The organism is Prauserella endophytica (assembly GCF_005146945.1).
Lineage (GTDB): Bacteria > Actinomycetota > Actinomycetes > Mycobacteriales > Pseudonocardiaceae > Prauserella_A > Prauserella_A endophytica.
In genome coordinates this window covers 279,361-303,148 of sequence record NZ_SWMS01000002.1, presented here as the reverse complement: position 1 = coordinate 303,148, position 23,788 = coordinate 279,361, and the positions used below count along the sequence as shown (strand labels likewise).

Genomic DNA, 23,788 nt, shown 5'->3' with positions numbered 1-23,788 from the left:
GTCCTTTCCGGACTCAACTGCGGCGGATGATGATGTCGCCCATCGACGTGCGGGCGCGCACCTCGATCGACTGGTTGTCGGGCCCCGGCCCGTCCGTGCTCGGGTCGAGCTCGCTGTCGACGCGGCCGAACGCGGTCTTCACGTCGAGCCACGCCGGCGTGCCCGCCTTGATGCCCACGTCGACGTTGCCCATCGACGTCTCCAGCGCGAGCGGACCACCGGCGGCCTGACCGAGACCGATGGCGCCGTTCGCGGTGCGGGCGTCCACGCCGTCGGCGGAGGCACCGACGGAGATGTCGCCGTTCGCGTTGCGCACGCGGAGCTTGCCGGTGACCGTGCCGATCTCGCAGTCACCGTTGGAGTTCTTGACCACGCCGGTGCCGTTGAGCTCGCCGATCCGGAGCTTGCCGGAGCCGGTGGAGACCTCGGCGCGGCCGTCGATCCGGTCGACCGAGACGTTGCCCGCGGAGGTGTTCAGCTCCAAGGGACCTGTGTGGTCGAGGTGGACGTGCCCGGCGGCGGTCTTGAACCGGCAGTCGGCGAGCCGTCCGGTCCCACGCAGGTCGGCCATCGCCGCGTCGGCGTGCACGCGGGAGCCCGAGGGCAGCTCGATGGTCACGTCGACCGAGCGGCTCTTCTTGGAGAAGTCCAGCGGCCGGTTCTTCGGCGCCCGCACGACGAGGTTCCCGCCGGAGAACTCGACGCGGGTCTGCTCGGCGGCCCGCACGTCGGACTCGTCGGACTCGTCGGTGGGCCGGACCCGCACCACGGTGTCGGCGCGGTCGCTCGCCTCGATCCGCAGGTCGCCGACCACCAGCTCGATGGTCGCCGAGATCGGTTCCGGGGTGTCGAAAGTGGGCATGACAAAGCCTCCTGGGGTACTTGCGTGTCGTCGTCCCCGCCTGCCGGGGACGGTGCAGGTGGTGAAGCGGTATGGGTTAGCGAACCCAGCCGGTGATGTGCTGCGCGGAGCGGGGCCCGCGCCGTCGGGTGTCCGCTGTGGACCGAGGCGCCTGCAGGGCCGCGGTGGCCGCCTGGACGAGCCAGGCGTTCACCGAGCGTCCCTGCTGTGCCGCCGCCTCCTCGATGCGGGCCTTCAGCGGCTCGGGCATCCGGACGTTGATCCGGGACATCGCCCCGTCCTCGGTGTCCGGCACCGGCGGCACGGCGGGCTCGGGTTCCGGTGTCTCGATGCGCTCCGCGGGCTGGTCGGCGGGCGGGAGCGTGACGGCGAAGCTCGGGTCACCACCGCGCAACCGCACCTCCACGGAGCCGGGCGCGAGGTCGCGGGTGATCTCGTCCGCCGCGGCCGACAGTGCGTCGAGCAGGGTCAGCCGGATCGCCGACTCCAGCGGGGCGCTCAGCCGCTCGGCGAGCGCGCGGGCCTCGGGCCCTCCCGCCTCGGCGGCCACGGCCAACTCGTCGCGGACGGTGCTCACATACGACCTCAAGTCCATGGCATCACTATGGCACATCGATGGTGCCATGACAACACAGTAAGGTGCCATTGCAGGTCAAGAGCAGGGTTCACCAGGCAAAATAGCCTGGCACCAGATGGCAGCACCTGGTGCCAGGCAGGTGGGATACCGGACTCCTGCCGGACGCTTGGGGCTACCCCAGCGAGATCCGGAGCTCTCCACCGTCCGGCCTGGCGGCGTCCAGGAGCTCGCCGGGGATAGGGAACACACGTCCGCCAGGAAGGACGGCACCTCGCGGTAGGCCCGGTCGGCTCTCTCGCTGCTCCGGCGCGTCGGGATGGGACGCGCCGGGGCAGCCTCGATCCCGGTGCGCACGAGGCCGCCGTACCGGCGGAAGGCCCGGCCGGCAGTCACGCACCCGGCGGCGCCAGCTGCGCGGTGCGTCCGGTGGCCCCGCCGTCGACGGGCAGGACCGCGGCGGTGATGAACGACGACGCGGGCGAGGCGAGGAACGCGATCGCCTCGGCCACCTCCTCCTGTTCGCCCCACCTCCCCAGCGGCAGGCTGCGGCGCAGCTCTTCGTACTTCTCCGGCCGGGTGTCCTTGATCGGCCGGGTCAGCTCGGTGTGGGTCGGGCCGGGCGCCACGACGTTGACCCGGATCCCGTCCGGAGCGAGATCGACGGCCGCCGAGCGGGCCAGGTTGGTGATCGCGGCCTTCGACGTGCAGTAGGCCCAGTGCTCCGGCTCGCCGCCGGTGCCCGACACCGACGACAGCACGACGATCGAGCCGCCACCAGACCGGCGCAGCGCGGGCGCGGCGGCCCTGATCCCCAGCACGCCCGCCCGTACGTTGACGTCCATCACCCGGTCGTACACGGCGAGATCGAGGCTCTCGATGTGGCCCCACGCGGTGATCCCCGCGGAGAGCACCACGGCGTCGAGCCGCCCGAAGCGCTCCTCGGCGAGGCGCACGGCCGCCTCGTTGCCCGCGGCGTCGGTGACGTCGGCGGCCAGAGCCGCCGCCGGGTGCCGTCCCGCCCGCGTGCCCGTCAGCCACTCGACCCGTTCGGGGGCGAGGTCGACGCCCACCACGGGTCCGTGGCGCTCCAGCCACAGCTCGGCGAACGCCTTGCCGAGCCCGGACCCCGCGCCGGTCACGACCGCGACCGCTCCCGCGCTCATCGGGTCTCACCCCGCACGCGCTCGGCGGCCTGCTCGCGCAGCCGGAACTTCTGGATCTTCGTCGTGGACATCGGCCACTCGGTGACGAACCAGACCCGCCGCGGCACCTTGAACCTCGCCAGCTCGCCACGGCAGTGGGCGATCAGGTCCTCCTCGGCCACGTCGTGACCGGGGACGAGCTCCACGAACGCCACCGGCACTTCCTGCAGATGCGGGTCGGGAACGCCGACGACCGCTGCGATCTTCACCGCGGGGTGCTGCGCGAGATGGGCCTCGATCTCGGCGGCGGCGACGTTCTCGCCGCCGACCTTGAGCATGTCCTTGAGTCTGCCGGTGTAGGTGATGCGGCCGCTCTCGTCCACGCTGCCGAGATCCCCGGTGCGCAGCCTGCCGCGCGGGTCGGTCCGGGCGGCGGTGGTCTCGGGGTCGTTCAGGTAGCCTGTGAACATGCCCGGGCCCGACACCCGGATCTCCCCGGTCACTCCCGCGGGGCACTCCTGCTCGGTCACCGGATCGACGATCGCCACGCGCATCCCGGGAAACGGTCTTCCCGCCGTCGTCACCCGCAGCTCCAGCGGGTCGTCGAGGTGGCTGTAGGTGATCACCCCTCCCGCCTCGGTGAGTCCGTAGGAGCCGACGACCTTCGCCTGCGGGAACGCCGCCTGCACCTGCCGCAGCGTGTCTGCGGGCGCGGTGTCGAGCACGGCGCGGATGCGGGAGAGGTCGGCGGAGGCGAACCCGGGATGGTGGATGAGCGACTGCGTGATCGTCGGGAAGGCCGGATAGGCGAACGTCGCCCGCTCCTCCACGAGCTGGCGCAGCGCGGTGCCGGCGTCGATGTGGGTCATGCTGAGCGTCGCGCCGCCCCGCAGCACGTTGGCCAGTGTGGGCAGCAGCCCGGCCATGTGGAACAGCGGCAGCGGGTCCCAGAACCGCTCCCGCTCGGTGAGCGCGAACCGCTCGGCCACGCAGTCCGCGGTTCGCATCAGGGCGCCGTGGGTGAGCGGGCAGCCGCGCGGGGAGGAGGTCGTGCCGGAGGTGTACATGATCACGGCGATGTCGTCGGCCCGCACGCGGGCACCTCGCGCGGCGACGGTCGCGGGATCCACGGCGTGTGCCGCCCCGTCCCAGGCCGCCTGGTCGACGTACCCCTCAGGACTGCTCGCGCCGAGCAGCACCCGCGTGCGCAGCCGGGGCGGCGTTCCGTCCGCGAACGCGCGCCCGAGCAGGTCGACGAACGGCACGTACTCCGCCACCAGGTCGGTCGTCACCAGCGCGGCCAGTTCCGCGTCGGTGACGACGTGCCGCAGCTCCTTCGGCTTGTAACGGGCGTTGACCGTCACCGGCACGATCCCGGCCAGGTGGGCGCCGAAGAACACCTCCAGGAACTCGAGGCAGTTCGGCATCAGGATGCCGATCCGCTCGCCGGGCCCGATCCCGAGCCCCGCGAGCGAGCGCGCCGCGAGGCGGGACCGCGCGAGCAGTTCGGCGTAGGTGTGGCGGCGCTCGGGGTAGACGACGGCGTCGGCGTCCGGCCAGCGTTCCGCGGCGCGGGTCAGCGCCTCGCCGACGGTGGGGACGGCCGCGGGCGCGGCGACGCGGGCGGAGAGGGCGGTCATCGTGGGCTCCACTTCGGACTCGGTTCGGCGAAGGTGACGGGACGGCAGACCAGTGCGGCCCCCTCGGCTCCGCGGGTCAGCGACAACGCCTCGGCGGCCTCCGCCACCAGAGCGGTGTACACGCGGGTGCCCCGGCCCGGTGGCGGTACCGGCCGGGACAGCTCCAGCGGGTGCCAGCGCGCACCCGGCGGCGGGTAGTCGTCGAACCAGAGGACCCGGACTCCCCCGGCCGGGTCCGGTTCCCCGGACCCGGCGACCACCGCCGCGGACCACGCGGCATCGCGGTCCAAAAAGGACATCTCGTCTGCCGTGACGACGTCGCGGTAGTACGCCGACGAGTACGCCCTCCGCTCGGCGTCCCGGTCGGCGAACCAGGTCTCGGAGCAGAACCTGGCCGTGCCGCGGGCCCATTCCTCGGCCACCGGCCGGTTCTGCCGGTAACCGAGGAGCCCGGGTGTCGCCGTGAAGAGGTCGCCGTGCCGCCGCTCCCAGTGGACCCGGCCGTCCTCGGGATCGCCGTGCGGCGGGACGAGGAAGATCCGGTGCTGCACGTCAGTCGTCGTAGAGGATGACCCCGCGGATGTTGCGCGCGGCCTCCATGTCGGCGTACGCCTCGTTGATCCGGTCGAGGGTGTACGTGCGGGTGATCATCTCGTCGATCATCAGCTCGCCGCGCTGGTAGCGGGCAAGCAGCCGCGGGATGTCGACGCTGGGCTGCAGACCGCCGTACAGGCCGCCCCTGATCGTCTGCTGCATCATCACGAAGCCGAAGATGTTGAAGTGGGCGTCGATGTCCCACATGGACGAGACGCCGGCGATCGCCATCGTGCCGCCCTTGGCGAGCAGGCCGAGCATCGGCTGGATCATGGTGCCCTCGACCACGCCGATGGTGACGATCACCTTGTCGGCCATGCGGCCGTGGGTGAGGTCGGTCAGCAGCGGCATCGCCTCCTCGATCGAGCCGACCGCGTGGGTCGCCCCGAACCTCGGCGCCTCCCGCTGCTTGAACTCCGCCGGGTCGATGACGATGATCTCGCGGGCGCCGGCGTGCTTGGCGCCCTGCACCGCGCTCATCCCGACGCCGCCGACGCCGAGCACCACCACGACGTCGTCGATCTCGACCCCGGCGATCCGGACGGCCGTGCCCCAGCCGGTGGGGACGGCGCAGCCCGCCAGGGCGGCCGCGGGGAAGGGAATGTCCTTGTCGATCTTGATGAGGGAGTCCACCGGGGTGACGATGCGCTCGCTGAACGTGCCAAGGTAGGTCATCGGCCCCACCGGCTCGCCCGCCGCCGTGTGGATGCGGTTGGTGCCGTCGAGCATGACGCCCTGCAGCAACCCGGCTCCGCGGTCACACAGCTGGCCGAGCCCGCGGACGCACGGCACACACTTGCCGCACGACGGCATGAAGGTACACGTGACGTGGTCTCCCACCGCCAGCTCGGTGACGCCCTCGCCGACCTCCTCGACGATCCCCGCGCCCTCGTGGCCGCCGAGGAACGGCGCGAAGTCCACGGCCTGGTCGCCCGCCGCGGCGTGGTTGTCGGAATGGCAGAGGCCGGCCGCCTTGAGCTTGACCATGACCTCGCCCCGCTTCGGCGGCGAGATCTCGAGTTCCTCGACGTGCCAGTCGTTGCGCACGTTCTGCTGGGTCTTCAACAGCACAGCACCGTGGGACTTCATTGTCGCTCTCCGCTCACTTCACCTTGACGGACTTGTACTGGAGGAACTCCGCGAGCCCCTCGAGGCCGAACTCGCGGCCGAAACCGGACTGCTTGAACCCGCCGAACGGCGCGAAGAGCGAGACTCCGGCGGTGTTGACCGCCACCGCGCCCGCCCTGATCCGGCCCGCGACGCGGCGGGCCAGTTCCTCGTCGGAGGCGTAGACCGAGGCCGCCAGGCCGTACGGCGTGCCGTTGGCGATGTCGACGGCCTCGTCGAGGCTGTCGTAGGGAATGACGCTGAGCACCGGCCCGAAGATCTCCTCCTGCGCGATGGTCGCGCCGGGGTCGACGTTCGCGAAGACGGTCGGAGCGACGTACCAGCCGCGGTCGAGCCCGTCGGGCCTGCCGCCGCCGAGCACGAGGTCGGCCCCCTCCCGCACCCCCGTCTCGATGTAGCCCATGACCCGCTCGAACTGGCGCGAGCTCGCCAGCGGGCCGAGGTCGGACGAGGCGTCGGCGGGGTCGCCCACCGTCATGGCCTGCAACCGTTCGACGAGCGCGGCGACGACCTCGTCGTGCCGGTGCCGGGGGACCACCACGCGGGTCAGTGCCGCGCAGATCTGGCCGTTGAAGGCGATGAACCCGGGCACGAGCGACGGCAGGACGTCGTCGAGCGGGATGTCGTCCAGGATCACGGCGGGCGACTTGCCGCCCAGCTCCAGGGTCACGTTGGCGAGCCGCCCGGCACAGGCGCTCATGACGGCCTTCCCGGCGGGGATCGAGCCGGTGAGGCTGACCTTGTCGATCGCGGGATGGGCCACCAGGTGGGCGCTCACCTCGGTGGACGCGGCCAGGACGCTCAGGACACCCTTCGGCAGCCCGGCCGCCTCGGCCATCTCGCCGACCAGCGCGGCGGTGAGCTGCGACTCCTGGGCCATCTTCAGCACGACCGGACAGCCGGCCAGCAGGGCGGGCACCAGCTTCATGGCGAGGTAGAGACCCGGGCCGTTCCAGGCGGTGATGACCACGGCGGGGCCGATCGGTTCGCGGAGCACGTCCACGATGCCGTCGGGCACCTCGCGGCGCTCGGCGAGGCGCAGATCCCTGGCCTGCTCGAGCAGGCTCCGCCAGATCATCACGACGCCGGCGTCGAGGGCCGCGGCGTGCGCGAGGGTCGGGCCGGACTCGGTGGTCCAGGCCTTGTCGAACTCCTCCTTCCTGGCCTCGAACTCGTCGCAGAACCGGCTCAGCACGGCGATGCGCTCGGCGAGCGGCAGCGTCGGCCACGGCCCGTTGTCGAACGCCTCGCGGGCCGCGGCCACCGCACGCTCGGCGTCCTCGATCGTCGGGTCCGCGGCGACGGCCACCACCTCGCCGGTGGCCGGTGAGACCACCTCGTACACCGGGTCGTCCTGGCTCTTGGACACCCACTCGCCCCCGACGTAGAGCCGGTCGATGCGGGTAACAGGGTCGGCGCTCAGCGTCACGATGCCTCCTTCGCGGTACTTGTCTGTTGTGGACAGTCGACTGCCGTGACCGCCGCCCACGCCGCACGGGCCCGGTCGAGCGGTGCCATTGCCCGGGTCGTGGCGGTGGGCGCCTCGACCGAGACCGCCCGTCCCGGCAACGCGGCGAGCAGGCCGGTGAGATCCAGTTCGCCGGTGCCGGGCAGCAGGCGCGCGGCGAGTGCCTCGGCCCGCAGCGCTTCCGTTCCGCCCTCCGGAGCGGCGAGCGGGGCGTCGCAGAGCTGGAGGTACGGAAAGAGCGCGTCGCCGTGGGTCTCGAGCGCGGCGGCGACCTCGGCGACGCTGCCGCCGGAGCGGTGCAGGTGCAGGGCGTCCACCAGCACCCCCGCTCCCGCCGGGACGGCGAGGTCGATCGCCTCGGTGAGGGTCCGGCACCGCGTGAACACCATCGGCTCCAGGCACGGGAGCACGCCGGCAGGGGCGGCTTCCTCGACGATCGCCGCCAGGCGATCCACGGCCTCGGCCGGGGCGAGGCCGGCGTTGACCACCACCAGGTGCCGCGTCCCGAGTTCGGCCGCCAGCTCGATCGCGCCAGAGACCTCGGCCAGGGAGAGGTGCGTGCTCAGCCTGAGGACCTCGACGTCGAGCACGCCCAGGCCCGTGGACCGGAGCGCGGCGAGTACCCGCCCGCGGCGGTGTTCGTCCCGCCCGAGGTCCGCGGCCACGGGCTCCCGGCTGCCGGCGACCCGCAGGGTCACGGCGTCGAAACCCGCCTCCGCGGCAGCCGCGACGTGCACCTCCGGCTCGTCGTCCAGGAAGTCGAGGCAGGCCAGGGCGATCCGGTGTCCCACGTCCTCACCGTTCCCGCAGCAGTTCTGTCCCGTCCCAGTCCCGCGCGGCCTCCGCCACCCGCCCGTAGAGGCGGGACAGGTAGGGCGTCTCCTCGTAGAGCTCGACCAGGTGGCCGACGTGCGGCCCTGGGTCGAGGAACACGAAGCGGACCTCCGGCGTCGAGGCGTCCATGACCACCCTCGCGCCCTCGGCCACGAGCTGGTCGCGGGCCGCGTCGAGGTCGTCGACGAAGCACGCCACGTGGTGGATCCCGCCCGCGTCGCGGCGCATGTCCCGGTCGAGGGAGGCGGGCGCGAGTGCGTGGTGGTGGACGAACTCCACCATCACGTTGCCCCACTGCCCCAGCGCGCACGTGTGGTCGAAGACGCCGGGCGCGGGCTCCTGGCCGTCGCCGGGCACCTCGACGCGTTCGGTCGGCACGTGCTCGCGGACGTAGAACGGCCCTGCGCCGTACCGCTCGTGCCAGCTCCGCGCGCTCGCCCGCACGTCGGTGGTCGCGTACGCCACCTGCACCATCCGCAGTCCCCGCGGCGGGATCATGGTCACCTCCAGGCCGGCCGGGCGTCATTCCACGCGATGCGCCCGGCCAGCACGTCGCCGATGCCGGCGCCCTCCGGCATGACGGGGTCGGTCCAGCTCAGCGGCGAGTCGGTGAGCTGCACCAGCGTGCCGAACGCGGACGAGGGGCGGATGAAGGTCTCGTCCCAGCATCCGGTTCCCGTCCGGGTGTCCACAGTGGAGTACCCGGCGGCCTCCAGTCGCCCGGCCGCCTCGGTGACGTCCTCCACGAAGCACGTCATGTGGTGGAATCCGGGGCCGCGTTTTTCCAGGTACGCCGCGAGGTAGGACTGCTCGTGCAGCGGCTGGAGCAGCTCGATCTTCACCCCGGGCGGGAAGCTCAGCTGCAACGACCGGATCGCGAGCCGGTCGTCGTCGCCGCCCGCGATCAGCCGGCCGCCGAACAGGTCCGCGTAGAGCGGTGCGGCGGTGGCGAGGTCCCGCACCGCGACGGCGACGTGGTCGAAACGCGTGACGAGGCCGGCGAGCTCCTCGACCGCGCCGGCCTCCGCCGGGACGAGGTCCCCGATCACGGGAGCTCGATCCCGAGCTCGGCGCAGATCGCCTCACGCAGCCGGAACTTCTGGATCTTGGTCGCGGCCATCGGCCACTCGTCGACCACCCGGATGTGCCGGGGCAGCTTGAAGCTCGCGATCCGGCCGCGCAGCCACTCCCCGAGCTCCTCGCCGGTGACGTCGTGTCCCGCGCGCAGCTCGACCGCGGCGACCGGCACCTCCACCAGCCGGGCGTCGGGGATGCCGACGACCTGTGCGATGTTCACCGCGGGATGGCGCTGCAACGCCTCCTCGATCTCGACCGCCGCGACGTTCTCGCCGCCGACCTTGAGCATGTCCTTCAGCCGCCCCAGATACGAGATCCGCCCGTCCTGGTCGACGGCCCCGATGTCGCCGGTGTGGAACCAGCCCTCGGCGTCGGTGACGGCGGCGGTCTCCTCGGGTGCGTTGTGGTAGCCCTCGAACATCGAGTAGCCGCGGACGCAGATCTCGCCGCGCTCCCCTGTCGGCACCTCCGCGCCGGTCTCCGGGTCGACGATCCGGATCTGGATGCCGGGGAACGGCGGACCGCTGGTGTTGGTCCGCTGCTCGAGTGTGTCGGTGGGCACCGAGAAGGAGACGCAGCCTCCGGTCTCGGTGGAGCCGTAGGCCGTGACCACCGCGGCGTGCGGGAAGAGCCCCTGCAGCTCCCTCAGGGTCGCGGGCGGCGCGACGCCGTTGACCACCCGCACGGCGCTCCAGTCCACGGTGGAGAATCCCGGATGGTTCGCCACCGCCTGCGTGATGGTCGGGAACGTCGGATAGAAGTGGGTGAGCCCGGCGCGCCGCAGCATCGCGATCGCCGCGTCGGGCTCGAAGTGCTCCATCGAGAGGAACGTCGCGCCGACGAAGAAGCAACCGTTCATCGGCAGCACCGAGGACATGTGGAACATCGGCAGCGGGTCCCAGAAGCGGTCGCCCCCGTGGACGTCGAGCCGCTCGGCCACGGCGATCGCGTTGCGGACCACCATCTCGTGCGACAGCGCGCAGCCCTTCGGCTTCGCGGTGGTGCCGGAGGTGTACATCATCATGCCGACAGCGCGCAGCGGCACCTGACGGCGCAGCGTGTGGACCTCCTCCGGCGTCACCCGCGCCGCGCCCGCGTAGAACCTCTCCGCCGGGGTGTACGCGGGGGCGACCGTGCCGTCGCCGCCGAGCAGCACCACCGCCTCCAGCGAGGGGACGGACGCCACGGGGAAGGCGTCACCGCGCCCTGGGTCGAGCTCGGGCATGGCGGCTTCGATCCGCCTCGTGAGCTCGAAGGGCCTGCCGGGCTGCTCGGCGGTCACGAGCACCTTGATGCCCGCGTCGCCGAGAACGTGGGCCAGGTCGTCGCCCTGGTAGCGGGCGTTGACGAGCACCGCGACCGCACCCAGCATCGCGGCGCCGTAGGACACCCGCGCGAAGTCGGGGCAGTTCGCCATCAGCACGCCGACGTGGTCGCCCGGCCCCACGCCCATGGCCCGCAGGGCCCTGGCCGCCAGCTCGGCCTCGTCGGCCAGCTGCGCGAAGGTCAGCCGCTCGCCGGGGAAGACGAGCGCCTCGGCGTCCGGCCACAGGGCGGCGGCACGGATCACCACGTCGCCGATCGGAACCGCCTCGGCCCAGCCACGGTGCCCCGTCGAGGCGCTACCGGCCCCGGGGGCCGCTGTGTCCCTCAGCGCCGGCGCCTCGGGCGAGGACGTCTCCGTTGTCGTCACCGTGTGTCCTACCTTTCAGCTGTTGTCCCCTGCCTCTCAGAACGACCGGGGCAGACCGGCCATCTCGGCGATCGAGTTGCGGGCCATCTCATTGGCGATGGGGCCGATCCGGTAGAGCCGGGCGTCGCGCCAGTATCGCTGCATCTGCGTCTCGAGCGCATAGCCCATGCCGCCGAAGATCTGGATGCCCCGGTCGGCCGCGGTCACCGCGCCCTCGGAGGCGACGATCTTCGCCATGTTGGCGTGCATGCCGCACTCCAGGCCCTCGGCCTGGCGCCACGCCGCCTCGTAGACGAGCAGCTCCGCCGACTTCTGCGCGATCAGCATGTCGGCGTAGTAGTGCTGCAGCACCTGCATCTGGCCGAGCTTGCGGCCGAAGACGTCGCGCTCCTGGAGGTAGCGCTTCGCCTCCTCGATCACGCCGTCGAGGATGCCCAGCGCGAGCGCCGACATGACGATCCGCTCGTTGTTGAGTGTCTTCAGCAGCATGTACCAGGCCTGGCCCGGCTCGCCCAGCACGAGGTCGTCTGGCACGAAGACGTCGTCGAGGAACACCTCGCAGGACCCGACGTTCTTCATGCCGAGCTTCGGGATCTGCCTGCACTCCACGCCCGGCGTCTCGCGCGGGACCAGGAACAGGGTGGTGCCCCTGGTCTTCTTGACCGGGTTCTTCTCGGTCCGCGCGAGCAGGAGCAGGTAGTCGGCGACGTGTGCCTGGGTGGACCAGATCTTCTGGCCGTTGATGACCCAGCCGTCCTCGGAGCGGGTGGCTGTCGTCTTCAGCACGCCGAGCAGGTCGGTGCCGCCCGCGGGCTCGGTGAGCGAGATGGCGAACTTCGTGCGCCCCTCGGCGATGTCGGGCAGGAAGCGGCGCTTCTGCTCCTCGGTGCCGTAGTAGCCGACGGACTTGGCCCCGGCGAAGGCGTTGATGCCCCAGATCCAGGCGATGCCACCCAGCGAGCGGGCCAGCTCGCGGATGAGAATGACCTGGTCAAGCTCGGTGCCGCCCGAGCCGCCGTACTCCTCGTCGATCGCGATGCCGTGGAAGCCGGCCTCGGCCATCTTCGCGAAGAGCTCGTGCGGGTATTCGAACTCCTTCTTCTCCAGCTCGAGGGCGACCTCCTTCGGGCACTCCTTCTCGACCCACGTCCGGACGGCCTTCCGGAACGCCTCCTGCTCGTCGGTGAGCGCGAAGTCCACGGTCCCTCCTGATCAGCCGGCCATACGGCGGCTCTTGGTATTTCCACCAAACGATTGCTTGATTCATGGAACACTGCCCTCCTAGTGATGTCAAGCACGTCCCTGGACTTTTATCAACCAATCGTTTGGTGTAAACATGGAGGAGTCGAGGGCGACGAAAGGAAGACCCCATGACCCGTGTGCACATCGACCACATCGCGCTCTGCGTGAAGGATCTCGACCAGGCCATCGCCGACTGGAAGGACATCCTCGGCGTGCTCACGCCGGAGATGACCGAGACGATCACGTACTCCCGGGGCAGCTCGGACGGGACCGAGATGGTGTGGGCGACCTTCCAGAACCCCGACCCCACGGGCGTCTCGATCCAGATGTGGGCACCGGGCTCCCCGGACAGCTGGGTGCACAAGGTGCTCGCCAAGCGCGGCGAGTTCGTCCACCACATCGCGTTCCTGAGCGACAACTTCGGCCACACGATGGAGCAGTGCCGCGCCGCCGGGCTGCCCGTCCTGCTCGACGAGGACAGCCACCCCGACACGATGCCGTGGCTGAAATGGAACTTCCTGCCCGAGTCGAAGGCCCACGGCGTGCTCATCGAGCTCGCCACGCGCTACCAGGTCGGCGGCGACCGGTGGGTGCCGCACCCCGGCAACGCCGAGAACGCCGACCTGCTCAAGGAGATGACCCAGCGCTTCTACACCGACCCGGGGCTGCAGGGCGGAGGCCGGCCGTGAGGATCAACGTCGACCTGGCGCTCTGCCAGAACTACGGGCAGTGCGTCTTCGCGGCGCCGGACGTCTTCGACCTCGACGACGCCGGCGAGCTCGTCTACCAGGCAAGCGCCGAGGAGACCGCGCGCGCAGACGTCGAGGCCGCCGCCATGGCCTGCCCCGTGCAGGCCATCACGATCGAGGGGTAACGAGCCATCATGTCGACTCCCCCGGCCCGGCGGATCGTCGTCGTCGGCGGCTCGCTCGGAGGTCTGCGGGTGACCGAGGCGCTCCTCGCGGGCGGCTGGGACGGCGAGGTCGTCGTGCTCTCCGCAGAGCCGCACGTGCCCTACACCCGGCCACCGCTGTCGAAGGCCGCGCTCGCCGACGGTCCGGATCTCGCGACGCTCGCCTTCAAGCAACGCCCCGAGGCCGCGCGAGCCGAGTGGCGCTTCGGCTCCCGAGCCGTCGCCGCGGACCTCGCCGCGCGCACGGTCACCCTCGCCGACGGCGGCACGCTCGCCTACGACGGCCTGGTCGCCGCCACCGGCGTCCGCCCGCGACGGCTCCCCGCGCGGATCGACCACTCCGCCGGAGCCGGGCACGTGGTGCGGACGATCGAGGACTGCCGCGCCCTGCACGCCGAGCTGCGGCCAGGCGCCAGGGTGGTCGTGATCGGCGCCGGCTTCATCGGCTGCGAGGTCGCCGCCACCGCCACCGGACTCGGCTGCCACGTCACCGTCGTCGCCGTCGACGAGTCCCCGATGCTGGTCCCGCTGGGCCGCGCGGTCGGGGACGCCGTCAGGGCCCGCCACGAACGCGCCGGTGTCGCCTTCCGGCTCGGTGTGTCGGTGGCCTCGGTGAGCGGGACCCGCGGGGCGTACTCCGTGGCCCTGTCGGACGGCACGTCGGTGAAAGGCGACGTCCTCGTCCAGTGCGTCGGCTCCGCTCCCTGCGTCGAGTGGCTGGAGGGCAACGGACTCGACCTCACCGACGGCGTCGTGACCGACAACCGGCTGCGCCTCGGCGGCGGCACGGGCGCGGTCGCGGTCGGCGATGTGGCCCGCTTCCCGAACCCGCTCTTCGACGACGTCCCGCGCCGGATCGAGCACTGGCAGACGCCACTGGAGACCGCGCGCCGCGCCGCCGCCACCCTGCTCGCGGACCTCGCGGGCACGGAAGCGGACCCGGTGCCGTTCACCCCGCTGCCGTCGTTCTGGTCCGACCAGTACGACCTGCGCCTGCAGTCCTTCGGCGTGCCCGGCCTCGCGGACCGGACGGAGGTTCTCGAAGGCGACCTCGAAGGCCAGGCGGTGGTGGGCTACTTCCGCGGCGAGCAGCTCGTCGGCGCCCTGCTGCTCGGCCTGCCCCGGCGGGCCGCGGCCGTCCGCAAGCACCTGCTCGCCTCACTCACCGACCCGGCGGCCACGTACGCCGCCTGAACCGTTCCCCCGCCAAGGAGACCCGATGACCTACGTGATCGCCGAGCCCTGTGTCGACGTGCAGGACAAGACCTGCATCGACGAATGTCCCGTCGACTGCATCTACGAGGGCCCTCGGATGCTGTACATCCACCCCGACGAGTGCGTCGACTGCGGAGCCTGCGAACCGGTCTGCCCGGTCGAGGCCATCTACTACGAGGACGACCTGCCCGAGGAGCTGGCCGCCTACACCAAGGTCAACGCCGAGTTCTTCGACGGGCTCGGCAGCCCCGGAGGCGCCTCCCGGCTCGGCGCGGTGGACGCCGACCATCCCCGGGTGGCCGGACTGCCCGCCCAGACTCCGGCGTGAGCGGGGGCGACGTGCACCTCGCCGCCACCACCACGCGACTGCGCACCGTCGTCACCGCCCCGGTCACGCCGCCCGACCCCGGCCAGGACGAGGCGCTGCTCGCCGTGGAGCGGGTCGGGATCTGCGGGACCGACCTGCACATCTGGGACGGCAGCTACGCCACCGGCCTTCCGCTCATCCAGGGGCACGAGATCAGCGCGACCGTCGCCGCCCTGCCCGGCGGCTACGCCGGCCCGCTCGCCGTCGGCGACCGGGTGGCCGTGGAGCCGGTGGTGGCGTGCGGGACGTGTTACCCCTGCCGGATCGGCCGCCGCAACACCTGCCGGTCGATGGACGCCGTGGGCGTGCACCGGCCGGGCGGCTTCCAGGAACGCGTCGCGGTGCCCACCGGCAACTGCCACCCGGCGCCCGGTCTCACGGCCGACGTCGCCGCGCTCGCCGAGACGCTCTCGGTGAGCCTGCGCGCGATCACCCGCCCCGGCGTGCGGGCAGGCGAGCGGGTGCTGATCCTCGGTGCGGGACCGATCGGGCTCGGCGCCGTGATCGCCGCACGGGACGCGGGCGCCGAGGTGATGGTCGCCGACCTCCACGAGTCCAGACTGGACCTCGCGCGCAAACTCGGCGCCGCCGTGACCGTCCGGGGCGTCGAGGACCTGGCCGAGCACGTCGCCGAATGGACCTCCGGCGAAGGAGCGCCCGTCGTGGTGGAGGCCACCGGCGCCGCGGCCGTCGCGGAGCGGGCCTTCGAGGTGGTCGCCACCGCGGGCCGGATCTCACTGGTCGGCGTCTCCGAGCAGACCGCGCGTCTCGGCCTGCGCACGTTCACGGCGAAGGAACTCGACGTGTACGGCAGCCGGTCCACACTGGACTTCCCCGCCGCGATCGCCCTCGCCGGAAGGCACCAGGACGACGTCCGCCGCCTCATCAGCCACGAGTTCGGCCTCGCCGAGGTCGGCGAGGCACTGGCGTTCTCCCACGACAACCCGCAGTCGGTGGTGAAGACGGTCATCGCCGTGGGCTGAACGCAGCCGGTCACGGCGAATGGTGATGTGTACCCGCCCGTACCTGGTGAACGCGGCGAGGCGCGGTTCGGCGCTGCGGAACGCGTGCCATTCGGCCCGGATGGCGGCGGCGCGGTTCGCACGCGGCCGGATCACGATCAGGCCGGCGGGCTAGCCGATCGTGCTGCGGCTCGGCCGCGCCCTGCGTGCGCGTGAGGGCCAGGTCGGTGAAGCGGACGAGCCTCCTCGCCAACGGCGGCAAGGCCTCCCCCGCGATGCCTCCAGCGAGTCCGCCAAGGTGTGTCCGGAGGAACCTCGTCGTCAGCGTGTGCCCTTCCAGCACGGCCAGGCACCGTCGAAGCCCGCGCGGCCTGCCAGCACGTCGTCGAGCGTGATGCCGTCGACCGGACCGCTCCAGTCGCGATCGGTGTCGACGAGCTGGACCAGGCCCCCGGTCTGCCGTGGCCGCAGGAACGTCTCGCGCCACGTCGGGTCGCCGAGGTCGGTGCCGACCGTCTCGAACCCCGCCGCCTCGACCACGTCCACGGTGCGGGTCACGTCGCCCACCACGAAGGTGACGTGGTGGAAGCCCTCGCCGCGTCGGTCGATGGTCCTGGCCAGCAGGCTGTCGTCCCGCAGCGGCTGCATCAGCTCGATCTTGAAGCCGCCGAGCCGCAGGTGGATGATCCGGTTGCCGGTCTCGTCGTTGTCGCCGCCGAGGACGAACCGCCCGCCGAGCACTCCGGCGTAGAGCGCGAGCGCCGCCTCCGCGTCGCGGACCGCGACGGCGACGTGGTCGAGCCTGCGGACCCCGGCGGTCAACTGATCTGCCCGCCGTCGACGACGAGGGTGCTGCCGGTGACGAACGAAGCGGCGTCGGAGGCCAGATACACCACGGGGGCGGCGATCTCCTCCGGCCGAGCCCAGCGCCCGAGCGGGATCTCGGCGGCGTAGAGCCTGCCCATGCTGGGGTCGTCCTCGTAGTGGTCGTGCGCTCCGGAGTCGACCAGCCCCGGCTGCACCACGTTGCTCCGCACGCCGTGCCTGCCCCACTCGCGCGCCATCGTGCGGTTGAGCATGGTCAGCCCGGCCTTGGCCGTGCCGTAGTGGGCCATCCCGTGCTGGGCGGCCTCTCCGACGATCGATCCGATGTGGACGATCGCCCCGCCACCCGCGCGGATCATCCCTGGCAGGGCGGCGCGCGCGCAGAGCAGCGGGGCCTCCAGGTTGAGGGCCACCGTCTTCTGCCAGCCGGACAGCCGCATCTCCGCCAGCGGGGCGAGGAACCGCGCGCCGCCCGCGTTGTTCACCACCACGGTCGGGTCGCCGAGCTCGGCGGCGACCTTGGCGACGGCGTCGGTCACCTGTGCCTCGTCGGTGACGTCGGCGGTGACCACGCTCGCCCGCCTGCCCGTGGGCTCGATCAGCGCGGCCGTCTCCTCCAGCGCCTCCCGGCGGCGCGCGAGCAGGCCAACGTCGGCGCCCGCGTGTGCGAGCGCGAGCGCGATCGCCCGCCCGATGCCGCCGCTGGCGCCGGTGACGACGGCGACCTTCCCTTCGAGCGCGCCGGTCACGACACCGCTCCCCGCCGGACCGGCATCCGCTTCATGCCGCGGCTCATCATCGTGGTGTGCCATTCCTCCGGCCCGTCGAGTGCGAGGTCGGGCAGGGCGTCGAGCACCGCTGGGATCGCGACCTGGGCCTCCAGCCGGGCGAGGAAGTTGCCGAGGCAGTGGTGGACGCCGAAGCCGAAGGCGACGTGGTTGTTGCGCTGGCGCGTGATGTCGAGCTCGTGCGGCCGGTCGAAGACCTCCGGGTCGCGGTTGGCCGCGCTCTGGACGAGGAAGACGTTGTCGCCCTTGCGCAGCGTCTTGCCGCGCAGCTCGAGGTCCTCGGCAAGCAGCCGCTGCTCCAGCCGCGACGGGCCGTCGAAACGGAGCAGCTCCTCGACCGCGGTGGTGATCCGCTCGGGCTCGTCGCGCAGCAGATTCCACTGCTCGGGGTGCCGCAGCAGCTGCCGGGTGCCGTTGGCGATCAGGTTCGTGGTCGTCTCGTGCCCGCCGAAGACCAGCAGCGCGCACGTCGCGATGATCTCCCTGTCGTCGAGCGGGGGCTCCACGTCGTGGGCGGTGACGAGGCTGGAGATCACGTCGTCACCGGGATCGCGCCGGATCTTCGCGACGAGGTCGGAGAGGTAACCGGTCAGCTCCACGAGCCCCTGCTGCGCGAGCTCCCGCCGCCCCGGCTCACCCTGCGCGCCGAAGACCAACGTGAGGATGTCGTCGGACCACTTCTTGAACAGGTCGCGGTCCTGGGCGGGGACGCCGATCAGCTCGGCCACCACGATCGCCGGAATCGGGTACGCGAAGTCGGCGACGAAGTCGAAGCGCTCGCGGTCCCTCAGCCCGGCGAGGGTCTCCTGCACGACCTGTTCGACCCTGGGCCGCCACGTCGCGACGCGTTTCGGGCTGAACGCGGGCATCACCAGCTTGCGCAGCCGCGTGTGCTCCGGCGGGTCGAGGAACACCATCCAGTGCCGCAGCACCTCGAACGTCGGCGCCCTGGCAGCGCGCTTCTCCTCCGACAGGTGCGTCTCGTAGACGGGCCGCACGCGGTCGGACGAGAAGGCGGGGTTGCGCAGCGCCCACAGCACGTCCTCGTGCCTGTGCAGGAACCACGCCCGGTACCGCTCGTTCCAGTGGACCGGATGCTCCGCCAGCATGTGGGCGAAGTAGGGGTAGGGGTCCGCGAGGCGCTCCCCACCCAGCATGTCGTCGAGCTCCAGCGTCTCAACCACCGAGCACCACCACCACACACCCGTTTCCGTCGATTCCGGCGGTGCCGCCGCCCATGGTCTCCACGGCGGCGACCCGCGCTCCTTCCACCTGTCGTGCTCCGGCTTCGCCGCGCAGCTGCCACACGGCCTCGGCCACCTGGGCCAGCCCGGTGGCGCCCAGGGGATGCCCTCGGCTGAGCAGCCCGCCAGAGGGGTTCACCGGCTGGCGGCCGCCGAGCGCGGTGTGCCCGGAGAGGACCAGGTCGCACCCACCGCCGGGCTCGGTGATGCCGAGCGCCTCGGTGGCCGTGATCTCCCCGATCGTGAAGGCGTCGTGCACCTCGAACACATCCACGTCGCCGGGGCCGATCCCGGCCTCGTGCCAGGCGTCCGCGGCCACGCCGGCCATCAGCTCGTAGCCCCAGGGATGGGTGCTGCGGTGGTCCCACAGCTCGCCCGAGCGCAGTGCCGAGGCCGCGATGCGCACGTCGCGGCCGACGCCGCGCTCGCCACCGATCACCGCGGCCGTGGCGGCGTCGGAGATGTCGCAGCACTGCAGCAGCGTCAGCGGGTCGGCGACCATCCGGGAGGCGAGAACCTCCTCGGCGGTCACCTCGGCTCCGTGCTGGGCGCGCGGGTTGAGCGCCCCGTGCCTGCGGTTCTTCACCGAGACGGCCGCGAGCGCCTTCGGCTCGAGGCCGTAGAGGTGCTCGTAGCGGCTGGCGACCATCGCGTACACCCCTGGCAAAGCCAGGCCGGCCCGGCCCTCCGCGTCGGTCTCCTCGGGCGTGATCGGCCCGGAGAAGTGCAGGGTCATGGTCTCCACGCCAAGGCAGAGCACGCGCCCGAAACGGCCGGAGAGCACCGCGTGGCGCGCCTCGTGCAGGGCGGTCGACGACGTCGCGCAGGCGTTCTCGAAGGTCAGGATCGGAACACCGGTGATGCCGAGCAGCTGCAGCGCCCGCTGCGCCGTGCCGGGGGCGCCGAACACGGTGCCCGCGAAGACGGCGTCGAGCTCGCGCACGTCGTCGACACCGGCGTCGTCGAGCGCCTCGGTGACCGCCTGCTGGACGAGCGACGGCGCGCCAACTCCGGGCTGGCGGCCGAACCGGGACGTGCCGACGCCGTGGACGAAAGCCGCGCTCATGACTCCTCCCCCGCGGGGACGGCGAGCAGGTCGCCGGTCCCGGACGTGCCCGTGACCCGGGCCCTGGTGCTGGGCGGCAGCGGCCGGTCGCCCGGCGTGTGGACCAGCACGCGAGGCCCGTCGTCGAGCACGACGTAGGCCACCGCGTACGGCGGGGTGTGGCCGGGCACCCGCACGCGCAGGCACGTGGAGGCCCACACCTCGCCCTCGGGCGAGAACGCGCTCTCCGCGACGGGTCCCCGGCACAGCGGGCACCGCAGAACCGCCTGCGCGACGGGATACCCGCACCCGGTGCACCGCCAGCCGAGTACGGCGACACCGTCGGGGCCGGTCCGGACCCGCGGACGCGGGTCACCGGTCGTGGTGCTCATCGGTCTCCTTCCACAGAGCAGGGGCGGCGGGTCATCGCGGCGCCATCCGCACGCCGGCGTCGACGCGGATGACCTCGCCGTTGAGGTAGGTCGTCTCGAGGCAGGTCCGGACCACGTTCGCGATGTCTCCGGCCCGGCCGAGCCGTTTCGGGAACACGTTGGCGTCCCGCAGGTAGCCGCGGACCTCCTCGCTCGCGGCGCGCACCATCGGCGTGTCGATGGTCCCGGGGCACACGCACAGCACGCGCACGCCGTGGGAGGCGAGGTCGCGGGCCAGCGGGAGCGTCAACGCGACGATGCCGCCCTTCGACGCGGCGTACGACGCCTGCCCGACCTGGCCCTCGTACGCCGCGATCGAGCCGATGTTGACGATCACTCCCCGCTCGCCGTCCTCGCCGGGCTCGTTGCGGGCCATCACCCCGGCGACGTTGCGCAGCACGTCGAACGCGCCGACGAGGTTGACCTCGATCCCCTGCCGGAAGCGCTCCAGCGGGAACAGGGTCCCGTCGCGGGCCACGACCCGGGCCGCCGGGCTGATCCCGGCGCTGTTGACGAGCACGTCGATGCGGCCGAAGCGTTTCCCGACCTCCTCGACGGTGGCGGCGACCTGGCCGGGATCGGTGACGTCGAGCGGGAAGAACTCGGCGCCCCCGCCCAGTTCCGCGCACAGCTCGGGGCCGCGTGAGCCCGGCAGGTCGAGCACCGCGGCGCGGCCTCCGCCGTCGACGAGCATGCGCGTGACGCCTTCGCCGATGCCCGAGGCACCGCCGGTGACGACTCCCACCGCGCCGGTGACACGCATCGCTACACCCGCTCCAGGATCGTGGCGTTGGCCAGCCCGCCGCCCTCGCACATCGTCTGCAGGCCATAGCGGGCGCCGGTGCGCCGCAGCTCGTGGACGAGTGTGGTCATCAGCCGCGCGCCCGACGCCCCGAGCGGGTGGCCGAGCGCCATCGCCCCGCCGTTGACGTTGACCCGGTCGAGGTCGACGCCGAGGTCCTTCGCCCACGCGAGCACCACCGCGGCGAACGCCTCGTTGCACTCGAAGAGGTCGATGTCGTCCACCGTGAGCCCGGCGCGGTCGAGCACCCTGCGGGTCGCCGGGATCGGGCCCGAGAGGATGAGCACCGGGTCGCTGCCGACCACGGTGGCGGTGTGCACCCTGGCGATCGGGGTCAGCCCGAGCCGCTCCACCGCGCGCTCCGAGGCGACCAGGACGGCGGCGGCGCCGTCGGCGATCTGGCTGGCGAGCGGCGCGTTGTGGACGCCGCCCTCCCGGATCGGCGGGACGCTTCGCATCTTGTCCCGGTCGGAGCTGCGCCGGACGCCCTCGTCGGCGGTGACGCCGGCGGCCTCCATGAGCTGGCCGGCGAACCGGCCCTCGTCGTGAGCGCGGGCGGCCCTGGCGTGGCTGGCGATCGCGAGGTCGAACATGGCCTCGCGGTCGATCCCCCACCGCTCGGCGATGAGGTCACCGCCGCGGAACTGGTGGATCTCCTGGTCCCCGTAGTGCTTGGCCCAGCCCGCGCCCGCGAAGGGGTAGCCGTAGCCGAGCTTCGGGTCGCCGGAGCTGTTGAGTGGCACCCGGCTCATCACCTCGACTCCGCCCGCGACCACGAGGTCCTGCTCCCCGGACTTCACCGCCTGCGCGGCGAAGTGCACCGCCTGCTGAGAGGAGCCGCACTGCCGGTCGATGGTGACCGCGGGAACCTCGACCGGCAGCCCCGCCGACAGCCAGGCGTTGCGGCCGACGTTCCACGCCTGCTCGCCCATTTGCGCCACGCAGCCTGCGATGACGTCGTCGACGCGGCCGGGGTCGACCCCGGTGCGGTCCAGCAGGGCGGCGAAGACGTCACCGAGGAGATCGGCCGGGTGCAGCCCGCTGAGCCCACCGCCGCGCTTACCCGTCGGGGTGCGAACTGCGTCCACAATGTACGCCTGGGGGCGCGACTCGGTCATGTGATCACCTCTCGTTCAACTCCTGCGGTGTGCTGGTGCGTGCGCTCGGCGTCCCACAACTCCTCCAGCCCGGCTGGCAACCGCTCCTGCTGGAGTCGCGGCCGGACCACGACGGCGAGATCGGCCAGCGCGGCGTGCCACGCGGCCGTGCCAGGCGGTGGGGTGAGGCGCAGGAGCGTGGTGTCCAGGCCCCAGCCGTCGCGCTCGGCCGACAGCCTGCGCGCCAGCTCGACGACGTCCTCGGCGCCCGGGTCCCACGTCCGCACGGCGGGACGGCGCAGCCGGCGGCACGCGGGCCCGAGCGAGCGCTCGAGGTGCCGCCAGACGGGTGCCCCGTCCTCTTCGGACACCGGGCTGAGCGCGTACGCCGAGGCGACCGCCGGCGCGGCCCGGCCGAGCAGCCACAGCGTGGGCTCCAGCGCGTAGGGCGCGGGCGTCACCCGCACCCGGGTCTCGGGGTTCACGGTGTGTTGCGGCAGTCCCGCCGGGATGGTGTGCCGCGGACCCCGGTGGGCGAACGGGGTGGTGCCCGCCGCGGCGAGCAGGACGTCGGCCCACTCGGTCAGCGAAGCCTCGTCGTCGCCGCGCAGGCCGAGCACGAGCCTGCCGCCGAGCAGCTGGTCGGCGACGTGCCGTTCCTCGGCCAGGTACAGCGGATGGTGCTCGGCGACCGCCGTGCCGGCGCCGATCAGCACCGTGCGCGTCGGCTCGGCGCACGTGGCCGCCGCGGCCAGTGCCACCTCGGGCCGCCCTGACGGCGCGGCGAGCCAGACCAGGTCGAGTGCCGCCTCCTCCACGGCCGCCGCCAGCGCGGGCACATCCGCGAGCGAGACCGTGGCCAGGTCGAGAGTGACGCCGATCCTCATGCCGTCACCGCCTTCAGCACGGTTGCGGCGAGCAGTTCGAGCTGCTCGCCGAGCTCACGGTCGGAGACGAAGTCGAAGTTGACCCTGGCGACGATGGTGTCCACGCCGGCGTCGGCGATCTGCCCGAACCGGGCCGCGACCTCGTCCGGGCTGCCGACGACCGCGCTCGTGGCCGTGCGGTCGACCTGCCCCTGAAGGCGTTCGGGGCTGGTGAAACCGTGGCCTCCGTCCAGCACCCACCACGCACCGGCCTCCTCGGTGTAGTGGCGCCGCAGCCGCGGGAGGAACCAGGAACGCGCGGCCTCGCCGTCGACGTCGACCCAGGTGTCCTTGATCATGCCGATCCGGCCGGGCTCGCGGCCCGCGGCGCGCGCGGCGCCGGTGATCGTGGCGACCGCACGCCGGATGCCCTCGGCGTCGAGTGTCTGGGGCAGCAGGGCCGACATCCCGTGCCGCCCGATGCGTTCCAGTGCCGCGCGGGCCATCCCGCCGCCCCACACCGCGTCAGGGCGCCGGTCGCGCGGCTCGCGGTCGAGCACGTCGAGACCGGCGTCCATGCGGCGACCGCGGCCCGTACGCGGCAGGCCAAGCGCGTCGAACTCCGCGTCCCGGTGCCCCAGTCCGACGCCGAGCTCCAGCCGTCCCCGCGCCGCGTCGTCCACCGCGGCCGCGAGCGAGCGCAGGCGCTCCGGGTCGTGCTGGGGCAGCAGGACCATCGCCGTCCCCAGTCGCAGCGTCGTGGTGGCAGCCGCGGCGGAGGCGATCGGCAGCAGCGGCGCCGGGCAGAACGCGTCGTACCAGAGCCGGTGCTCGGCCAGCCACAGGTGGGCGTAGCCAAGCTGTTCGACTTTCCTTGCCACGGCGGGAAAGTCGCGGTAGAGGCACGGAAGCTGGTGTGGCCGGGTCACCGTGGACTGGAACGTCCACAGCCCGACTCCCATTTCGACACCCATGA

General features: G+C 72.4%; 26 protein-coding genes. 5 read left to right on the top strand and 21 right to left on the bottom strand.

Annotated features, from left to right (window positions below):
- Positions 1–13 precede the first annotated feature (13 nt).
- The 12 genes from FCN18_RS05290 to FCN18_RS05235 all read right to left on the bottom strand — a co-directional run bounded on the left by FCN18_RS05290 (position 14) and on the right by FCN18_RS05235 (position 12,215).
- The gene (locus tag FCN18_RS05290; RefSeq protein ID WP_112269800.1) at positions 14–862 is read right to left on the bottom strand and encodes a DUF4097 family beta strand repeat-containing protein; all 849 of its coding nucleotides are present in this window, start codon (positions 860–862) and stop codon (positions 14–16) included.
- Between the two features lie 76 nt (positions 863–938).
- Complete coding sequence (locus FCN18_RS05285) at positions 939–1,457, bottom strand: Arc family DNA-binding protein (protein WP_199543306.1); 519 nt, start codon at positions 1,455–1,457, stop codon at positions 939–941.
- A gap of 371 nt (positions 1,458–1,828) precedes the next feature.
- Entirely contained in the window at positions 1,829–2,602 is a 774-nt protein-coding gene (locus tag FCN18_RS05280; protein ID WP_112269790.1) for an SDR family NAD(P)-dependent oxidoreductase, read from the bottom strand.
- Positions 2,599–4,221 (bottom strand): class I adenylate-forming enzyme family protein, encoded by a 1,623-nt coding sequence (locus FCN18_RS05275; RefSeq protein WP_137093577.1) that lies wholly within the window; start codon positions 4,219–4,221, stop codon positions 2,599–2,601. The genes FCN18_RS05280 and FCN18_RS05275 overlap by 4 nt, the downstream gene beginning before the upstream one ends.
- Entirely contained in the window at positions 4,218–4,772 is a 555-nt protein-coding gene (locus FCN18_RS05270; RefSeq protein WP_112269788.1) for an EthD domain-containing protein, read from the bottom strand. Before FCN18_RS05270 ends, FCN18_RS05275 begins: the two co-directional genes overlap by 4 nt.
- 1 nt (position 4,773) lies before the next feature.
- Positions 4,774–5,904 (bottom strand): NDMA-dependent alcohol dehydrogenase, encoded by a 1,131-nt coding sequence (locus FCN18_RS05265; RefSeq protein WP_137093575.1) that lies wholly within the window; start codon positions 5,902–5,904, stop codon positions 4,774–4,776.
- A gap of 13 nt (positions 5,905–5,917) precedes the next feature.
- Positions 5,918–7,372 (bottom strand): aldehyde dehydrogenase, encoded by a 1,455-nt coding sequence (locus tag FCN18_RS05260; protein WP_206077815.1) that lies wholly within the window; start codon positions 7,370–7,372, stop codon positions 5,918–5,920.
- Positions 7,369–8,202: a sugar phosphate isomerase/epimerase family protein gene (locus FCN18_RS05255; protein WP_137093573.1), complete on the bottom strand. Its 834-nt coding sequence runs from the start codon at positions 8,200–8,202 to the stop codon at positions 7,369–7,371. The genes FCN18_RS05260 and FCN18_RS05255 overlap by 4 nt, the downstream gene beginning before the upstream one ends.
- Positions 8,203–8,206: 4 nt before the next feature.
- The gene (locus tag FCN18_RS05250) at positions 8,207–8,743 is read right to left on the bottom strand and encodes a VOC family protein (protein WP_112269782.1); all 537 of its coding nucleotides are present in this window, start codon (positions 8,741–8,743) and stop codon (positions 8,207–8,209) included.
- A 2-nt stretch (positions 8,744–8,745) separates the two neighbouring features.
- Positions 8,746–9,294 (bottom strand): VOC family protein, encoded by a 549-nt coding sequence (locus FCN18_RS05245; protein ID WP_158303061.1) that lies wholly within the window; start codon positions 9,292–9,294, stop codon positions 8,746–8,748.
- Positions 9,291–11,015, bottom strand: coding sequence for a class I adenylate-forming enzyme family protein (locus FCN18_RS05240; RefSeq protein ID WP_112269778.1), 1,725 nt, complete (start codon positions 11,013–11,015; stop codon positions 9,291–9,293). Before FCN18_RS05240 ends, FCN18_RS05245 begins: the two co-directional genes overlap by 4 nt.
- A gap of 36 nt (positions 11,016–11,051) precedes the next feature.
- On the bottom strand, positions 11,052–12,215 hold the full coding sequence (locus FCN18_RS05235; RefSeq protein WP_113644331.1) for an acyl-CoA dehydrogenase family protein: 1,164 nt from the start codon (positions 12,213–12,215) through the stop codon (positions 11,052–11,054).
- A 170-nt stretch (positions 12,216–12,385) separates the two neighbouring features.
- On the opposite strand from FCN18_RS05235, the gene FCN18_RS05230 reads away from it, so the two are divergent.
- Genes FCN18_RS05230 through FCN18_RS05210 form a run of 5 tightly spaced genes read left to right on the top strand, consistent with a single transcriptional unit; the run spans position 12,386 to position 15,735 of the window.
- Positions 12,386–12,946 carry a VOC family protein gene (locus FCN18_RS05230; RefSeq protein ID WP_113644332.1) on the top strand — a complete coding sequence of 187 codons (561 nt, stop codon included), beginning with the start codon at positions 12,386–12,388 and terminating at the stop codon, positions 12,944–12,946.
- On the top strand, positions 12,943–13,131 hold the full coding sequence (locus tag FCN18_RS05225; protein ID WP_112269772.1) for a ferredoxin: 189 nt from the start codon (positions 12,943–12,945) through the stop codon (positions 13,129–13,131). The genes FCN18_RS05230 and FCN18_RS05225 overlap by 4 nt, the downstream gene beginning before the upstream one ends.
- 9 nt (positions 13,132–13,140) lie before the next feature.
- The gene (locus FCN18_RS05220) at positions 13,141–14,364 is read left to right on the top strand and encodes an NAD(P)/FAD-dependent oxidoreductase (protein WP_137093568.1); all 1,224 of its coding nucleotides are present in this window, start codon (positions 13,141–13,143) and stop codon (positions 14,362–14,364) included.
- A 25-nt stretch (positions 14,365–14,389) separates the two neighbouring features.
- Positions 14,390–14,713, top strand: a complete 324-nt coding sequence (gene fdxA, locus FCN18_RS05215; RefSeq protein WP_112269768.1) for a ferredoxin — start codon at positions 14,390–14,392, stop codon at positions 14,711–14,713.
- On the top strand, positions 14,710–15,735 hold the full coding sequence (locus tag FCN18_RS05210) for a zinc-binding dehydrogenase (RefSeq protein WP_113644334.1): 1,026 nt from the start codon (positions 14,710–14,712) through the stop codon (positions 15,733–15,735). The genes fdxA and FCN18_RS05210 overlap by 4 nt, the downstream gene beginning before the upstream one ends.
- Positions 15,736–16,035: 300 nt before the next feature.
- Here FCN18_RS05210 and FCN18_RS05205 read toward each other — a convergent pair whose 3' ends face one another.
- From FCN18_RS05205 to FCN18_RS05165, 9 genes are read right to left on the bottom strand one after another with little or no spacing between them, the layout of a single operon-like run.
- Positions 16,036–16,536: a VOC family protein gene (locus FCN18_RS05205; protein ID WP_206077814.1), complete on the bottom strand. Its 501-nt coding sequence runs from the start codon at positions 16,534–16,536 to the stop codon at positions 16,036–16,038.
- Entirely contained in the window at positions 16,533–17,288 is a 756-nt protein-coding gene (locus FCN18_RS05200) for an SDR family NAD(P)-dependent oxidoreductase (RefSeq protein ID WP_158303060.1), read from the bottom strand. The genes FCN18_RS05205 and FCN18_RS05200 overlap by 4 nt, the downstream gene beginning before the upstream one ends.
- On the bottom strand, positions 17,285–18,511 hold the full coding sequence (locus FCN18_RS05195; RefSeq protein WP_228713657.1) for a cytochrome P450: 1,227 nt from the start codon (positions 18,509–18,511) through the stop codon (positions 17,285–17,287). The genes FCN18_RS05200 and FCN18_RS05195 overlap by 4 nt, the downstream gene beginning before the upstream one ends.
- Complete coding sequence (locus tag FCN18_RS05190) at positions 18,504–19,637, bottom strand: thiolase family protein (RefSeq protein WP_113644336.1); 1,134 nt, start codon at positions 19,635–19,637, stop codon at positions 18,504–18,506. Before FCN18_RS05190 ends, FCN18_RS05195 begins: the two co-directional genes overlap by 8 nt.
- On the bottom strand, positions 19,634–20,008 hold the full coding sequence (locus tag FCN18_RS05185; protein WP_112269762.1) for an OB-fold domain-containing protein: 375 nt from the start codon (positions 20,006–20,008) through the stop codon (positions 19,634–19,636). The genes FCN18_RS05190 and FCN18_RS05185 overlap by 4 nt, the downstream gene beginning before the upstream one ends.
- Before the next feature lie 31 nt (positions 20,009–20,039).
- Positions 20,040–20,810: an SDR family NAD(P)-dependent oxidoreductase gene (locus FCN18_RS05180; protein ID WP_137093566.1), complete on the bottom strand. Its 771-nt coding sequence runs from the start codon at positions 20,808–20,810 to the stop codon at positions 20,040–20,042.
- 2 nt (positions 20,811–20,812) lie between these two features.
- Positions 20,813–21,967: an acetyl-CoA C-acyltransferase gene (locus tag FCN18_RS05175; protein ID WP_137093564.1), complete on the bottom strand. Its 1,155-nt coding sequence runs from the start codon at positions 21,965–21,967 to the stop codon at positions 20,813–20,815.
- Positions 21,964–22,833: an LLM class flavin-dependent oxidoreductase gene (locus tag FCN18_RS05170; protein ID WP_137093562.1), complete on the bottom strand. Its 870-nt coding sequence runs from the start codon at positions 22,831–22,833 to the stop codon at positions 21,964–21,966. The genes FCN18_RS05175 and FCN18_RS05170 overlap by 4 nt, the downstream gene beginning before the upstream one ends.
- The gene (locus FCN18_RS05165; protein ID WP_112269754.1) at positions 22,830–23,786 is read right to left on the bottom strand and encodes an LLM class flavin-dependent oxidoreductase; all 957 of its coding nucleotides are present in this window, start codon (positions 23,784–23,786) and stop codon (positions 22,830–22,832) included. The genes FCN18_RS05170 and FCN18_RS05165 overlap by 4 nt, the downstream gene beginning before the upstream one ends.
- Between the last annotated feature and the right edge of the window lie 2 nt (positions 23,787–23,788).

What these genes read in the sequence shown, in the direction of transcription:
- FCN18_RS05290 (WP_112269800.1), bottom strand. Translation starts at nt 862, where the DNA reads ATGCCCACTTTCGACACCCCGGAACCGATCTCGGCGACCATCGAGCTG.
- FCN18_RS05285 (WP_199543306.1), bottom strand. Translation starts at nt 1,457, where the DNA reads ATGGACTTGAGGTCGTATGTGAGCACCGTCCGCGACGAGTTGGCCGTG.
- FCN18_RS05280 (WP_112269790.1), bottom strand. Translation starts at nt 2,602, where the DNA reads ATGAGCGCGGGAGCGGTCGCGGTCGTGACCGGCGCGGGGTCCGGGCTC.
- FCN18_RS05275 (WP_137093577.1), bottom strand. Translation starts at nt 4,221, where the DNA reads ATGACCGCCCTCTCCGCCCGCGTCGCCGCGCCCGCGGCCGTCCCCACC.
- FCN18_RS05265 (WP_137093575.1), bottom strand. Translation starts at nt 5,904, where the DNA reads ATGAAGTCCCACGGTGCTGTGCTGTTGAAGACCCAGCAGAACGTGCGC.
- FCN18_RS05250 (WP_112269782.1), bottom strand. Translation starts at nt 8,743, where the DNA reads ATGATCCCGCCGCGGGGACTGCGGATGGTGCAGGTGGCGTACGCGACC.
- FCN18_RS05230 (WP_113644332.1), top strand. Translation starts at nt 12,386, where the DNA reads ATGACCCGTGTGCACATCGACCACATCGCGCTCTGCGTGAAGGATCTC.
- FCN18_RS05220 (WP_137093568.1), top strand. Translation starts at nt 13,141, where the DNA reads ATGTCGACTCCCCCGGCCCGGCGGATCGTCGTCGTCGGCGGCTCGCTC.
- fdxA (WP_112269768.1), top strand. Translation starts at nt 14,390, where the DNA reads ATGACCTACGTGATCGCCGAGCCCTGTGTCGACGTGCAGGACAAGACC.
- FCN18_RS05190 (WP_113644336.1), bottom strand. Translation starts at nt 19,637, where the DNA reads ATGAGCGCGGCTTTCGTCCACGGCGTCGGCACGTCCCGGTTCGGCCGC.
- FCN18_RS05185 (WP_112269762.1), bottom strand. Translation starts at nt 20,008, where the DNA reads ATGAGCACCACGACCGGTGACCCGCGTCCGCGGGTCCGGACCGGCCCC.
- FCN18_RS05180 (WP_137093566.1), bottom strand. Translation starts at nt 20,810, where the DNA reads ATGCGTGTCACCGGCGCGGTGGGAGTCGTCACCGGCGGTGCCTCGGGC.
- FCN18_RS05175 (WP_137093564.1), bottom strand. Translation starts at nt 21,967, where the DNA reads ATGACCGAGTCGCGCCCCCAGGCGTACATTGTGGACGCAGTTCGCACC.
- FCN18_RS05170 (WP_137093562.1), bottom strand. Translation starts at nt 22,833, where the DNA reads ATGAGGATCGGCGTCACTCTCGACCTGGCCACGGTCTCGCTCGCGGAT.
- FCN18_RS05165 (WP_112269754.1), bottom strand. Translation starts at nt 23,786, where the DNA reads ATGGGTGTCGAAATGGGAGTCGGGCTGTGGACGTTCCAGTCCACGGTG.